This is a genomic window from Winogradskyella ouciana (genome assembly GCF_965284585.1).
Classification (GTDB): Bacteria; Bacteroidota; Bacteroidia; order Flavobacteriales; family Flavobacteriaceae; genus Winogradskyella; species Winogradskyella ouciana.
Genome location: NZ_OZ260095.1, coordinates 2,262,829 through 2,276,550, shown reverse-complemented (window position 1 = coordinate 2,276,550; position 13,722 = coordinate 2,262,829). Strand labels below are relative to the sequence as shown.

The following is a 13,722-nucleotide window of genomic DNA, read 5'->3' as shown; positions in this document are numbered from 1 at the left end:
AATTACAAATAAGAAAGCCGTAGTTTATCACTTCGGCTTTTTTTATATTCTATAGCAAATTTTTAATTATAGGTTGAAGTAGATACCTCAAAATCAGATTCTTTAGCTGCTAAATAACGTTCTGCATCTAGAGCCGCCATACATCCAGTACCAGCAGCTGTAACAGCTTGTCTATAAACATGGTCCGCAGCATCACCACTTACAAAAACACCTTCAACATTAGTCTTACTTGTACCAGGTACTGCATTAATAATGTAACCTGTTTCATCTAAATCTAAATAATCCTTGAAGATATCAGTGTTTGGCTTATGACCTATTGCAACAAAAAATCCGGTTGCAGGTATATCAAACTTTTCATTTGTTTGGTTATTGAAAACCCTAACTCCAGTAACAACTTGGCCGTCACCTAAAACCTCTTCAGTTTCGGTATTATATAATATCTCAATGTTTTCAGTGTTCTTAACACGGTTAGCCATAATTTTTGAGGCTCTAAACTCATCGCGTCTTACCAACATCGTCACTTTTTTACAAAGTTTAGACAAGTAATGAGCTTCTTCACAAGCACTATCTCCTGCTCCAACAATAACAACTTCTTGATTTCTGTAGAAGAAACCGTCACAGACAGCACATGCTGAGACTCCGCCACCCAGCTGTAAATATTTCTGCTCAGAAGGTAATCCTAAATATTTGGCAGAAGCACCTGTAGAGATAATAACAGTTGAGGCATGAATTTCCTTTTCATCATTTACCCAAACTTTATGAACATCGCCAGAAAAATCGACCTTCGTTACCCAACCATGTCGCACATCAGTACCAAAGCGCTCGGCTTGTTTTTGCAGTTCAATCATCATTTCTGGCCCAGTAATACCATCTGGGTATCCTGGAAAGTTCTCAACATCATTAGTCGTCGTTAACTGACCACCAGGTTGCTCACCTTGGTATAACACAGGAGCCATATTCGCTCTAGACGCATAAATGGCTGCTGTATAGCCTGCAGGTCCAGAACCTATTATCAAACATTTTATTTTTTCAATTGTATCAGACATATCTTGTATTTTATTACAGGACAAAAGTAGGATTTTTGATTAAATCCTTACATAGAAGTTATCAACACTAACAATGGTGTTATAAATATTATAAATCGCTTCACTTTGTCCTTTAAATTTCGTAATTTTTAAGTGTTAAATAGCAAAATCTAACAAATCATGACATCTAAATTCCTAATCTTTAGCCTCGCTCTGGCTCTTGCATTCTCTTGCAAGGAAGCTCCAGAAAATGACAACTCTACGGAAGTAGAAACAGAACAACAAGACAAACTTAATAGCCTTAAGGGCACATGGGAACTTACAGGCTTTTATAACTACAAAGACAATGTGGTTGTAGATTCTTTTGAGATGAATCCAGAATTTAGGCAACTAAAAATGTATTCTGATACTAAGGTAATGTGGTGCAAACACAGACCTGCAGATTCTTCGGAATGGTTTGGTTATGGCACTTACGATTACGATGGCGAACGACTGACAGAAGTCCTGGATTTTGGTTCAGCGGTTATGGATCAGGTAATTGCAGAGAAAAAGGAATTTATTTTTGAATTGGATTTACAGACGAATAAATTTCAACAAATCGAACTGGACGAAGATGGCAATAGGATATACTCTGAAAATTATGTGAGGGTGGAATGACTACAAAGAAAAGACCTCGGGTTTTAAGCCGAGGTCTTTTTTTTGTCAATAAACTAGATTGTTTTCTTTTTTAATCTACCGTGTCTTCTACATCGTCAACGACATCTTCTACATCATCTGCTACATCGTTTTTCGTTTCTCTACAACTTGTTAACGCTGTTGACATTGTAAATAATAATACAAATGCTAAAATTAATTTTTTCATAATGAATGGTTTTTAGTGTTAAAGTGGAATTTTATTCTTTTAAATATAATTAATTACTTTTTAAGTAAGCCTTTAAATAATGAGGCTATAAAAAGTACTAAGAATATGAAGAAGATTACCTTAGCTATTCCTGCTGCCGCACCTGCTATTCCTCCAAATCCTAATATCGCTGCAATTAATGCAATTACTACAAATGTGATTGTCCAACGTAACATAATTTTATGATTTTAATGTTTAAAATTCAAAACTTGACTATCAAATTTCTTACTATAAAGTTAACTTAATCAATAGCTTATGATTAACTTATTCAAATTAAAAACTATCTTAAATCATATAAAAAAAGAAGGGCACTTATGACAAATGCCCTCCTTCGATCTAACCTACTAACTAAATTATTAATGGATATCTTCTAACGCATTAATTTTTGTTAGACCTTCATTAATAATATTTTTTTGTGATTGCAATATGGATTTAGTGCTCAGAGGCAGACTTGTTTCCTTTAATATCTCTTCATATTCATTTACTGCTGCTTTTTCGCCTCTTATTGCTTCTTCTAACATGGATTCTTCATCATCACTAGAAAATAGACTTTTTAAATCCATCCATGCTCTATGCACTGTCCCTGTTAGACTTCCCCCTTTATCCACATCTTGGTTAAAACTTCTAATCTCTCTCTTTAGTTCATGACCAAAGTTATAACGTTCTTGTGCTTTGTTTTCAAAGTAAGCTTTTAAAGAAGGGTTATCAACATTCTCGGCGGCCTTTTTAAATCCTTTCTCTGCGTCATAGGTTTTTTCCAACAACGCGTTTAGTTTATTTCCGACTTCTTCTGTGTATGTGCTCATAACTTTTTTTATTTGATTATAGATAATTTACTTTTGGGATGTCTACCATTTATTAGTCTAGGTTTATTAGTCTAGGTGTATCCCTCTTTCTTTTCTACCATAAAATTAAACAACAGCTTTAGTTAATCTTAATGCAAATGCTACAGAAATTGACACTAATGATTTAATTCATAATGTTGGTTTGTAATTGTTTATAAGCTTAAGCATTGAAGTCTCTGTTTCTGTTAATCCATCGATACTTTTACTTTTTTGTTAGGAGAAATAAGGCTTAATTGTTCCATCGAGATAACTTTCGGTAATTTTTGGGTGCACATAATATTTTCTAACAACATTTCTTTTATTTCCCAAAGCTTTTACTGCGTTATCTACAGCTGTTAATACTTTCTTATTTGCTTGGTCTTTGTCTAGTTCGATTCCTAGCTTCATTAAGATTTTAAAACATATTTTACTTGCACCCCAAGTCCTAAAACCCTTAGCCGTAAAGAGCTCACCGGAAATGTCTTGTAAATATTCATTGACCATCGACGAGCTATCCACGCAATGTTTTGCACCATCTTCATCGTAATACTTAAAATAATTCCCATCCAGGAATTTCCTCTCATTAATGTATTAATTTTATAAGTTTTTTATTCTTAATCGTTACGCGGTACGTTTTACCTCGCTTTTTTTTCCGTTGCATATTTTAAATCAAAACTGTCAAAGAATTTTTCAGGCTTGGAATATAATCGCTTAGCGAACCCAATTGATTGTTTTATTTTTCATAGCACATTATCACAGAACTATCTATGATCCTTCATGTAGTTATTGTACTTATTGGCTAAGTCTTTCTTTTGCTTTTCACTAAGAACTTTACCTGATAATTGAAAGAACGCGTGTTCCTCATCGTCTAAATGGTGCTCAACTTTTTCTTTCAAATTTTTGGCGATTTTTAACCATGCAGAAGAATCCATTTCGGTATCTTCTAGCTGTTCAATCAACTCGTCTATTTCATGATGCTCTGCAATACCGTGTCTAGCATGCTCTTGCATCATATCTGTTGGGATAAGAGGTTTGTAAAAATGTCGTTCTTCAGCATTTGCATGTATTGTTAATTCTTTTCTAAGTGCTTTAAAAAGTTCTTTTCTTTTAGCAGTGTCTCCGGAAGTATCCACCAATTTATCCAATAGATTTCTTTGAATATCATGATCTCTTCTTATCGCTTCGTAAATTGTCATAGTTTGTATAGTTATATTTTGTTGCTTATAAAATTAATAGGACTCTAAACCGAAGATGTGCTCATTTAAATTAAAATGTATCCCTTTTAGATGCAAATAGTAGTAAATTAGTTATATTAGCCGAACTTTGTCATAAATTTTTTAATCATAAAATTATGCTTATTTGCATCCCTGATATTAGTGGTTTTACAAAATTTATGAGTGAGACAGACTATGAGCTAAATTCCAAGGTCGTACCGTCGTTATTAAACGAAATTATCTATTCTAATGAGATCGGACTAAAGGTGTCCGAAATTGAAGGTGATGCTGTGCTTTTTTTTAAAAGAGGTGAGTTGCCTCCATTAAAAGATTTAATAGCCCAATGTGAATTCTTTTATACCCAATTTTACAAACAGTTAAGGGCATTACATGATGATTTCAAAGATGTTAAAGATGGTAAAAAAATATCTCAAACCTTAGGTCTTAAAATAGTACTCCATTTTGCAAAAGGTGTAGATTCAGTACAGATAGGAAAACACATTAAACTTGTGGGAGAAGATGTAATTGTAGCTCACCGCTTGCTAAAAAATAAAATAGATTGTGAAGAATATATATTGCTTTCTAACGAATTACTAAAACAATATACCTTTAATGAAGCCGATACAAACACATTTTTGGATCAGCTGAAAAAAGGCAAAGATTATTATGAACATATAGGAGAAATCGAGTATTCCTACATTGATTTTAAACCTTTAATATAGAGCTAACTTATTTATGAAAGAAGTATTAATCAGTGCTAAAGACACTCGAGAGATTATTGAGCAACTCCAACAAAGTATAGGTGGAGAAATTATTGATTCTTGGGGAAAGTCTAGGTTAGATGTTAATAATAATACCGCAAAAGGAAACATAAGAGTAGTTACTTTTGATTGGGGAGTTAATGTTATGATATTTAACATTATATTTCATGAAGATGTTACGTTAAAGATAGAAGCTACTGAGTTTAATCCGGTTCGTTTCATCTACAATTTAAACGGTGAATTTTACCATAGGTTTGGTATTAATAGCCGTGAAGAATTAGTAGAACAATTCCAAACATTGATAACTACGAATAAAACAGATGGATTTGATTACTTTAAGTTTAAGAAAGATACCGAACTAGATATAAATTTCATTCAGATCATAAGAAAAGATTTTCTTAAAAAAAGAACTACAAAAGTATCTTCTCTAAATAGTAAGCTGCAAAATGTTTTTGTTGACACCGACCACGAAAATAGATTTTCGCATTACGGAGCTTTAAATCTTAAAATGGCAGACCATGTCAAAAAACTGCATAACGTGAAGCAAAAAGGCATGGTGAAAATCTTAAAAATGGAAGCTCAAATTTACCAAATATTATCGTTACATATTCAACATTACAATAGACAGTCACAAGGCGTACCTTTGCCGACGTCTCTGGTAAAAAGTGAGTTAAAGAAAATAAGAAAGCTTGGTAACAAAATTCTTAAGGAGCCTTCACTAGACTATAATCTAGACGACCTCTCGGCAGAATGTGGGTTGTCACAAGCAAAACTTCAAGATGGTTTTAAATTTCTTTTCTCCAGAACTGTTACCGAATATATAAGACATGTAAGGTTAGAATCTGCAAGAGAATTAATGAGAACAACAGATTTAAATATATCACAAATTGTGTACACCATAGGCTTTACCAGTAGAAGCTATTTTTCTAAAATATTTAAAGAAAAATACGGAGTTACACCCAACCAATTTAGGAAACAAATGGTGAGTAAGATTACAGTTGGCGCTGTATAAAATTACTTAAATATCCACTTGCGTATTAAAGCTATAAGCCCATATTTTCCGGTAAGTTTTAAAGCTGAACTTACCCAGTTTAATGGCTTTAGGTCTTCTTTATACTCATTTTTCATAAGTTTAAGTTCTTCCCAAGCAATATCGCGCTCTAACCTTAAGCGTTTAAGGTTGTTCTCAATATCTTTAAATGATGAATATACTTTCATATCAATCGAAAAATTTTAAACTAAATGTTTTAATAATAAACCTGTTGATCTTTGCCCGGAGACTATAGATTATAAGTGCCACCGCCAAAAATATGATCCCAACAGATAGGTAACCCAATACCAAACTCTCGAAAACATTACCCAACTCAATAGCCAGTGCCACGGCCAAGAAAATAATACCTATAAAAGCTATGCCACCAATTAACAATATCTTGGCGAGCAAACTCATTGTCAGTGTGAGTTGTTGGAAGACCTTTAACTTAAAATATTGGTGAGACGTTTTTAAGTAACGCTCACCAATTTCTGACGCTTTATCGGTTGTATTATTAATATCGTTAAATACACTCATTGACTAGGCTGTTTTTGCTGTCTTTGTTGATTTACTGTTTTTCTGAAGATTTTTATTTCTTTCCTTTAAGTCTTTCAACTTTGCTTCTAAGGTAGTAATGACATCTTCCGCCTTGTAACTTGCGTTAGACACTATAGATTCAACTTGACTATCTAAATTACCCTTTTGTGTTGAAATAGAATTTCCAATAGAATCTTTTAATTCTGTAGCCTTTTCTGCAAGTTGATTTCTTCTCGCCTCAGCCTCTTCGGCGATTCGTCGTCTTGTTTCACTTCCTTTATCTGGCGCAAACAAGATTCCTAATGCTGCACCTGCTGCTGCACCTACTAAAATTCCTAAAACTGTATTTCCGTTATTACTCATATTATTTTGTGTTTAATTGTTATTGTTATTTGTCGTTGACGCTAATATATAATCAATATACGGCCAACCTTAACTCTTTTGATATGGATTTTTGCTATTATGCCAAATACTTTTAGCGTTAAACATTTTTGTATTAGAATTAAGATAAAATCTCCAATAAATTTAAATTTGAACTAACAAACAAAACTATGAGCGACACCATAAATACATATAATCCTTACAACGGGGAACACATTAAAACCTACAAGCTAGATTCGAAAGTTCTTTTGGATAAAAAATTAGAGTTGGCAAATGCCACCTTTAAATCTTGGAAATTGCTCGAAATAAGTGAGCGTGCTAAACTGTTACAAAAACTTGCTGATGAGTTGCTAGCAGATAAAGACTCGCTGAGCAAGCTCATAACTTTAGAAATGGGCAAACCCATAACAGAAAGCAAGGCCGAGATTGAGAAATGTGCTTTTTTGATTCAATTCTATGCACATAACGCAGACCAATTTTTAGCTGATGCCATCATAGAAACAGACGCACATGAAAGTTATATCAGTTACGATCCGCTAGGTTGTATTTTGGCGGTTATGCCTTGGAATTACCCTTTTTGGCAAGTGTTTAGATTTGCCATCCCAACACTCATAGCTGGTAATGTGGCTTTATTAAAACACGCCTCTAATGTCACTGGGTGCGCGACAGCGATTGAAAAGCTATTCAATAAGTCAGGTTTTCCAGAGGGTTGCTTTCAAACTTTATTGGCCGACCACGATACCATAGAAGAGATTATTGGCAATGACATTGTAAAAGCAGTAACTTTAACCGGAAGTGAAAAGGCTGGTAAAAGTATTGCCCGGACCGCTGGTAAACATCTTAAAAAAACAGTATTAGAGCTAGGTGGCAACAATGCTTGTATAATTTTAAAGGATGCCGATTTAGATAAGCATCTAGATACCATTGTTAAAGCTAGAATGCAGAATTCAGGTCAAAGTTGCATTGCTGCAAAACGTTTTTTGGTAGAAGAAGAAATCTATGATGAATTCCTTGAGCAGTTCACCAAAAAAGTGAAAGCGCTAAATTATGATGACCCTCTTAAGGAAGATACCAATATGTCCTGCTTGGCAAGACCAGATTTAGCTGATATTTTAGAAGAGCAAGTTTCTAAATCTGTTGAAAAGGGAGCTAAAGTACATTATGGTAACACAAGAGATGATGCCTATTATCAACCAACCATATTGACAAATGTTACTGAAGACATGCCAGTGTTTAAAGAAGAGACCTTTGGGCCAGTTGCACCTATTATTAAAGTTAAGAATTTAGATGAGGCCATTGCAATGGCATCTAATTCTAGATTTGGTCTTGGGACTATGATATTTACCAAGGATTATAAAAAGGCTTCTAAAAAGGTTTTAGCTATTGAAGATGGAGCATACTTTATCAACGAAATGGTAAAATCAGATCCAAGGTTACCTTTTGGTGGAACAAAAGCTTCTGGATACGGGAGGGAATTATCTAAAGAAGGTATTTTGGAATTTGTAAATAAAAAGACGATATTTATTAATAAGTAAAAATATAAATTATGAAATTTGTAAAAGAAGAAGACGAAGAAAGAGATGATTATATTCTGCAGAAAGATGCGAAAACCAAATTTGGAGCAACTTTTATCATCATAACATTAATTATACTGATAATAGCCGTAGCAATTTCAGGTATATTTTTTGAATGGTATTGACCACTTGGAAAGAACCATGGGAGCTTGATGATAAGCGCAGATTTTGCTGGTTCCTTATTGATGAAATAGATATGGCACTTTAAGTGCCATATTACCGATTAACCGAAATGTTAGATTTTAGCTCTGAAGTTACAGTTAAAACTATAGCAAAGAAGAAATAGCTAACACATGTATCAGGGCTTCATTTCAACAAAATGAATCAAGTAAGAGTAAAAATTCTATATATTCCGAAAATTACATGAGAATTTAATAAAAATTGAATTCTTTACGTAGTTTTGGCGTAATTATTCTAAGACGACAGTTTCTTAGTTTATCATATATTCTTTTTAGACTTTGAAATGAAATCCAATTTCCGTGATTATTTAATTTTTTGACCTTTTGAAAGGACATCCAGATATTTTCACCATTTCCAACATTATAGATTCCTGCAGAAAAAGGAAATCTATTTAATTTAATACTAGAGTTTAGTATGGTTAACTGATGGTTAAAATATAAATTTATTTTGCCCTTGTCAAAAAAGTGACCTATCAACTCAGGTTTAACAATGATAGAACTGCCACAGAGATAATTGAATTTTTTCGTCATTACTAAAAAATTTCGCCAATTGAAATCTATATAACCTTTTTCTAAATACCACCCAGACAAATCATTTTCTCTATTATTTATAAAAGCCGCAACCCTATTACTTATAAAATCGTCCGAATCTACCAACATAACATAATCTGTGTTGAATTTTTTATCAGCATACCCAACACCAAGCTTAATTTTATCTCCTTTATCAATTCTTTGACTAATTAAGTATTCCTTTCGACTGATTTTCTCTTTGGCAGGAGGTGAAAAAATCGGATGAATAAAATGTAAGCTTTTATGTTTAAACTCAATTTTGGGAATTTCATGACAAATTATTACAACTTTAAAATTAGAATCTGTCTGGTTACATACCGACCTTAAAGTTCTTTCAAACATTTGACAAAATTGTGCCCAATTTGTAGCAACCGACTTACTTTTAACAGGTATAACAAACGTTAGCATAGATAACAGTTAACAACTCTAATATAAAAAAAATTATTAATTACAAGTGTTACAGATCTACGCTCAGCAAAAGTTTTATAAGCAAAAAATCCAACCATTTTAATGATTGGATTTTATTTGTCGGGGTGGCAGGATTCGAACCTGCGACCTCCGCGTCCCAAACGCGGCGCGATAACCGGGCTACGCTACACCCCGAAATGGTTATCTTATCTTTTCAAAACGCATCCATAGTAATTGCAAAATCACAGCTACAATAGAAAACGGGTGCAAATATAATTTATTTCTTAAATGTAAAAGACCTTTTTATCATAAAAAAATACATTTATTTAAATCTTTAAATTGGAAATAAAAAAGAGTAATTTCGCCTTAGGCCCTTTATATTATTCCTTATCCTTTATGGCAAAAGTCTTTCAAATTCTAATCTTCTCTTTATTATTTACATTTAGTTCTTTTGCGCAAAACTTCAATGGGAAAATTTTAGATAAGACTAACGGTATTGCGTTAGAAAACACCTTAATAATTAACCTAAAGACTTTAGATACTACATTTTCTGATGGTAATGGGAATTTCAAAATTAAAGAAAGTGGTAGGTTTAAAGTAAAACGCATTGGTTACAATGAGGAAATTGTTGGCATAGAGCTTTCAACTTTCAAAATCATTGAATTGACTTCTGACCCTTCGCAATTAAATGAAGTTATTATAACAGCAAATCATTTACCTAAATCTTTAAAAAAGTCCACCGCATCCATTGAAGTGATTAATCAATCTCAAATACAACGATACAATAATGCCGATTTTTCTCCAATATTAAATTCTACACCAGGTATTTTTATGCAAAGTGGAGCGCTCAACACTAATCGCATCACCATAAGAGGTATTGGAGCAAGAAATCTGTTTGGTACATCAAAAATCAGAGCTTACTTTAAGGACATTCCTTTAACAAATGGAAGTGGCGAAACGACAATTGAGGATTTTGAATTGGGCTCATTATCTGAAATTGAAATTATAAAAGGAGCGACATCCAGCAGTTTTGGTGCCGGATTGGGAGGAACCATTCTACTCAAACCCAAATATAATTTTGGTAATTCAACAAAGGTATCATCCGAGTTTACCGTTGGTTCATTCGGGCTTATTAAAGAACTAACAAACCTCAACATTGGTCTAAATAAGAATGCCATTAATTTCACGCATAGTATTACAGCGAGTGATGGTTATCGTGATAACAATGACTACAACCGAAATACGTTCACATTATCATCAAAACATATTCTCAATGCTAAAAACGACATTTCAGTTCTAGCAAGTTTTGTTAATCTCAAGGCTTTTATTCCAAGTTCTTTGAATGAGTCGGATTTTAAAAACAGTCCCAGTTCAGCTGCTTTTACCTGGGGAAGGTCAAAAGGTTTTGAAGATTCAGATCGAGGGATTATCGGCATAACGTGGACCAATCAACTCAACGAAAATTTCCAGCAAGTGACTAGCATTTTTACTTCTTTTAGAAGCAATTATGAGCCAAGACCTTTCAATATTTTAAGTGAAAATAGTTTTGCCTTAGGGTTAAGGTCTAGGTTGTTGGGCAGCACTGCGCTTTTTAAAAAGAAACTGAATTTCACCATTGGTGGAGAATATTTTAAGGATAATTACAACTACAAAACTTTTGATAATTTATATGAGGATTTTGAAGAGGGAACTGGAAGCATACAAGGAAACGAGCTTTCAGATTTCAAAGAAAAAAGAAGCTATTACAATTTGTTTTTTGAAAGTGATTATGAACTTTCTTCACGCACAACATTCACATTTGGCATCAACCTCAACAAAACGTCTTATGATTTAGAAGACAGGTTTGAAGTTTCAAACAATAATCCCGATCAATCAGGCGAATTTAAATTTAAATCTATTGTTTCACCAAAATTTGGTCTATCACATGCTTTGACCGATTATATGCATTTATTTTCAAGCATAAGTCAAGGGTTTTCATCGATTTCATTAAGCGAAACCCTTTTACCGAACGGACAAATCAACCAAAACCTAAAACCCGAAACCGGCTGGAACTACGAAATAGGCAGCAGAGGACTCCTGGCAAAAGGAAAATTGCAATACGGTATTTCTGTTTATAGGCTAAACATTAGCAATTTAGTAGTGTCGAGAAGAACTGCACAAGACGAGTTTATAGGCATCAATGCTGGTAAAACAAGGCACGATGGTTTAGAGTTAAAGTTAGATTACAGTGTAGTGAGTTCAGATAAGCTTAAAATCAATACCTATTCAAATTACACTCTCAACAATTTTAAGTTTGATGAATTTGTTGATGAAGACTCCAATTTTTCTGGCAATGATCTTACAGGAGTACCAAGTCAAGTATTTAACCTTGGTATCGATTACAGTTTCAACTTTGGGCTATACGGCAATTTTAATTACAGGTATGTTGGCGAAATTCCTATAACTGACAGTAATAGTTTATATAGCGATGCTTATGGTATTACTTATGCTAAAATCGGTTATGAGAAAGCTTTTGGAGACCATTTCAGCTTAAACTTTTCCTTTGGAGTTAATAACCTATTTGATACAACATATGCATCACAAATATTGGTCAACGCCACAGGATTCAACGGTGCTGCACCACGCTATTATTACCCAGAAAATCCCATAAATTATTATGCTGCCATTCGATTAAATTATGTTTTTTAAGTATCTTGTCCTAAAAGAAAAACCATGAAATTCCTTTATTCAAAATTTGCAGTAATCTTACTAATGACATTAAGCTTTACGGCATGTGCACAAGACAAAAATCCTGTCAATAATCAAAATACCCATGAAGTCGTAGTCCCAGAATTAAATATTCCTTGGGGATTCACTTTTTTACCAGATGGGGCTATGTTAATCACCGAAAAAAGTGGTGAACTCATTCACTTTAATGATGGTGAAAAGACGACTATTTCTGGCTTACCAGAAATATATGTTCGTGGACAAGGTGGACTTATGGATGTTATTCTTCATCCAGATTTTGAGAACAATAAATACATTTACATTTCCTATGCGTCGTCTGAAGGCGAAGGAGATGGCGGCAATACAGCAATAGCCAGAGCGAAACTAAACGGTAATACGCTTACGGATCTAGAAGTGTTATACAAAGCGACTCCAAATACAAGAAGAGGTCAACACTTTGGCTCTCGATTGGTATTCGATAAAGACGGTTATTTATTTTTCACCATCGGAGAGCGTGGAGATAGAGACACCAACCCTCAGGACATTACGCGCGATGGTGGCAAAACATATCGTATTAACGACGATGGAAGCATCCCAGAAGACAACCCTTTTGTAAACGATGCTGATGCCAAAAAAGCCATTTATTCTTACGGTCATAGAAACCAGCAAGGCATGACGCTTCATCCTGATACAAAAGAAATTTGGACACACGAACATGGTCCAAGAGGTGGTGATGAAATAAATATTGTAGAACCTGGCAAAAACTACGGATGGCCAGTTATTAGCTACGGTGTTAATTACAGCGGAACAAAATTCACTGACCTTACAGAAAAAGAAGGCATGGAACAACCGCTTCACTATTGGGTGCCTTCAATAGCACCGAGTGGTATGGCATTTATAGATAGTGACAAATACGGAGATTGGGAAGGCAATCTATTGGTAGGCTCGTTAAAATTTAATTATTTGGATATGTGTACCATAAAAAATGGCAAGGTTGTAAAGGAAGAACGTTTGCTCAATGATATCGGAAGGGTTCGTTCTGTTGAACAAGGACCAGATGGTTATATCTACGTTGGAGTAGAAAATTTAGGAATTGTAAAACTGATTAGAAAATGATAAAAATATTTAAACTCTTAATTCTTGTATTACTGGTAACTTCATGTAATTCAGAAAAGAAGAAAACAACCAAAGTAGACTATCCGGAAAAGACATCCTTGGCTCAAAAAGATACAAAATTAACATCCAGTATGGAACGCGGAAAATCAGTTTATAACGATATGTGCATCACTTGCCATATGGCAAATGGTAAAGGAGTACCTAAAGCATTTCCGCCATTGGCCAATGCCGATTTTTTAAAGGACAACCAAGAGGAAAGCATAAGAGGTATTAAAAATGGCATGTCTGGGGAAATGGTTGTTAATGGCGTTACCTATAACAGTGCCATGGCGCCTTTAGGACTTTCCAACGAGGAAGTGGCAGATGTTATGAATTATATTAACAATAGTTGGGGAAATGATTATGGCGAATTTATTACTGCCGAAGATGTTGCAAAAACCATCAATAAATAACACTATTTGGTTAAATTTGCACAACTAATATAATCTACAAATCA

General features: G+C 33.9%; 17 protein-coding genes and 1 tRNA gene. 8 read left to right on the top strand and 10 right to left on the bottom strand.

The window, feature by feature from the left end; genetic code table 11:
• Window positions 1–62: 62 nt before the first annotated feature.
• Window positions 63–1,046, bottom strand: coding sequence for a thioredoxin-disulfide reductase (gene trxB / locus ACQ65V_RS10080; RefSeq protein ID WP_273290753.1), 984 nt, complete (start codon window positions 1,044–1,046; stop codon window positions 63–65).
• Window positions 1,047–1,205: 159 nt separating this feature from the next.
• Between trxB and ACQ65V_RS10075 the strand changes: the two genes are divergently transcribed.
• Window positions 1,206–1,682: a hypothetical protein gene (locus tag ACQ65V_RS10075; RefSeq protein ID WP_155089734.1), complete on the top strand. Its 477-nt coding sequence runs from the start codon at window positions 1,206–1,208 to the stop codon at window positions 1,680–1,682.
• A 258-nt stretch (window positions 1,683–1,940) separates the two neighbouring features.
• Here the strand turns inward: ACQ65V_RS10075 and ACQ65V_RS10070 are convergent, their stop codons facing one another.
• From ACQ65V_RS10070 to ACQ65V_RS10055, 4 genes are all read right to left on the bottom strand, one after another.
• Window positions 1,941–2,102: a DUF1328 domain-containing protein gene (locus tag ACQ65V_RS10070; protein WP_430467795.1), complete on the bottom strand. Its 162-nt coding sequence runs from the start codon at window positions 2,100–2,102 to the stop codon at window positions 1,941–1,943.
• Window positions 2,103–2,282: 180 nt separating this feature from the next.
• Window positions 2,283–2,732 (bottom strand): ferritin-like domain-containing protein, encoded by a 450-nt coding sequence (locus tag ACQ65V_RS10065; protein WP_155089732.1) that lies wholly within the window; start codon window positions 2,730–2,732, stop codon window positions 2,283–2,285.
• Between the two features lie 252 nt (window positions 2,733–2,984).
• Window positions 2,985–3,254 (bottom strand): hypothetical protein, encoded by a 270-nt coding sequence (locus ACQ65V_RS10060; protein WP_430468626.1) that lies wholly within the window; start codon window positions 3,252–3,254, stop codon window positions 2,985–2,987.
• 257 nt (window positions 3,255–3,511) lie between these two features.
• The gene (locus ACQ65V_RS10055; RefSeq protein WP_430467794.1) at window positions 3,512–3,946 is read right to left on the bottom strand and encodes a hemerythrin domain-containing protein; all 435 of its coding nucleotides are present in this window, start codon (window positions 3,944–3,946) and stop codon (window positions 3,512–3,514) included.
• A gap of 155 nt (window positions 3,947–4,101) precedes the next feature.
• Here ACQ65V_RS10055 and ACQ65V_RS10050 point away from each other — a divergent pair, with 155 nt between their 5' ends.
• Window positions 4,102–4,686 carry a DUF2652 domain-containing protein gene (locus ACQ65V_RS10050; RefSeq protein WP_430467793.1) on the top strand — a complete coding sequence of 195 codons (585 nt, stop codon included), beginning with the start codon at window positions 4,102–4,104 and terminating at the stop codon, window positions 4,684–4,686.
• Window positions 4,687–4,699: 13 nt separating this feature from the next.
• Window positions 4,700–5,737 carry a helix-turn-helix domain-containing protein gene (locus ACQ65V_RS10045; protein ID WP_430467792.1) on the top strand — a complete coding sequence of 346 codons (1,038 nt, stop codon included), beginning with the start codon at window positions 4,700–4,702 and terminating at the stop codon, window positions 5,735–5,737.
• 2 nt (window positions 5,738–5,739) lie between these two features.
• On the opposite strand, the gene ACQ65V_RS10040 is transcribed toward ACQ65V_RS10045, so the two are convergent.
• Genes ACQ65V_RS10040 through ACQ65V_RS10030 form a run of 3 tightly spaced genes read right to left on the bottom strand, consistent with a single transcriptional unit; the run spans window position 5,740 to window position 6,655 of the window.
• Window positions 5,740–5,943: a DUF6327 family protein gene (locus ACQ65V_RS10040; protein ID WP_155089728.1), complete on the bottom strand. Its 204-nt coding sequence runs from the start codon at window positions 5,941–5,943 to the stop codon at window positions 5,740–5,742.
• Window position 5,944: 1 nt separating this feature from the next.
• Complete coding sequence (locus ACQ65V_RS10035; protein WP_412561270.1) at window positions 5,945–6,292, bottom strand: hypothetical protein; 348 nt, start codon at window positions 6,290–6,292, stop codon at window positions 5,945–5,947.
• A gap of 3 nt (window positions 6,293–6,295) precedes the next feature.
• Window positions 6,296–6,655, bottom strand: a complete 360-nt coding sequence (locus ACQ65V_RS10030; protein WP_412561271.1) for a YtxH domain-containing protein — start codon at window positions 6,653–6,655, stop codon at window positions 6,296–6,298.
• Between the two features lie 188 nt (window positions 6,656–6,843).
• On the opposite strand from ACQ65V_RS10030, the gene ACQ65V_RS10025 reads away from it, so the two are divergent.
• Window positions 6,844–8,208 carry an NAD-dependent succinate-semialdehyde dehydrogenase gene (locus ACQ65V_RS10025; protein ID WP_430467791.1) on the top strand — a complete coding sequence of 455 codons (1,365 nt, stop codon included), beginning with the start codon at window positions 6,844–6,846 and terminating at the stop codon, window positions 8,206–8,208.
• A gap of 11 nt (window positions 8,209–8,219) precedes the next feature.
• Window positions 8,220–8,372 (top strand): hypothetical protein, encoded by a 153-nt coding sequence (locus tag ACQ65V_RS10020; RefSeq protein ID WP_202913894.1) that lies wholly within the window; start codon window positions 8,220–8,222, stop codon window positions 8,370–8,372.
• Window positions 8,373–8,618: 246 nt separating this feature from the next.
• Here ACQ65V_RS10020 and ACQ65V_RS10015 read toward each other — a convergent pair whose 3' ends face one another.
• Together ACQ65V_RS10015 and ACQ65V_RS10010 are read right to left on the bottom strand one after the other, a co-directional pair.
• Window positions 8,619–9,338, bottom strand: coding sequence for a glycosyltransferase family A protein (locus tag ACQ65V_RS10015; protein WP_430467790.1), 720 nt, complete (start codon window positions 9,336–9,338; stop codon window positions 8,619–8,621).
• A 186-nt stretch (window positions 9,339–9,524) separates the two neighbouring features.
• A tRNA-Pro gene (locus ACQ65V_RS10010) sits at window positions 9,525–9,599 on the bottom strand.
• 144 nt (window positions 9,600–9,743) lie between these two features.
• Here ACQ65V_RS10010 and ACQ65V_RS10005 point away from each other — a divergent pair.
• Genes ACQ65V_RS10005 through ACQ65V_RS09995 form a run of 3 tightly spaced genes read left to right on the top strand, consistent with a single transcriptional unit; the run spans window position 9,744 to window position 13,678 of the window.
• Window positions 9,744–12,092 (top strand): TonB-dependent receptor domain-containing protein, encoded by a 2,349-nt coding sequence (locus ACQ65V_RS10005; RefSeq protein ID WP_430467789.1) that lies wholly within the window; start codon window positions 9,744–9,746, stop codon window positions 12,090–12,092.
• 24 nt (window positions 12,093–12,116) lie between these two features.
• Window positions 12,117–13,226 (top strand): PQQ-dependent sugar dehydrogenase, encoded by a 1,110-nt coding sequence (locus ACQ65V_RS10000; RefSeq protein WP_430467788.1) that lies wholly within the window; start codon window positions 12,117–12,119, stop codon window positions 13,224–13,226.
• Complete coding sequence (locus ACQ65V_RS09995) at window positions 13,223–13,678, top strand: c-type cytochrome (RefSeq protein ID WP_430467787.1); 456 nt, start codon at window positions 13,223–13,225, stop codon at window positions 13,676–13,678. The genes ACQ65V_RS10000 and ACQ65V_RS09995 overlap by 4 nt, the downstream gene beginning before the upstream one ends.
• Window positions 13,679–13,722: the final 44 nt, after the last annotated feature.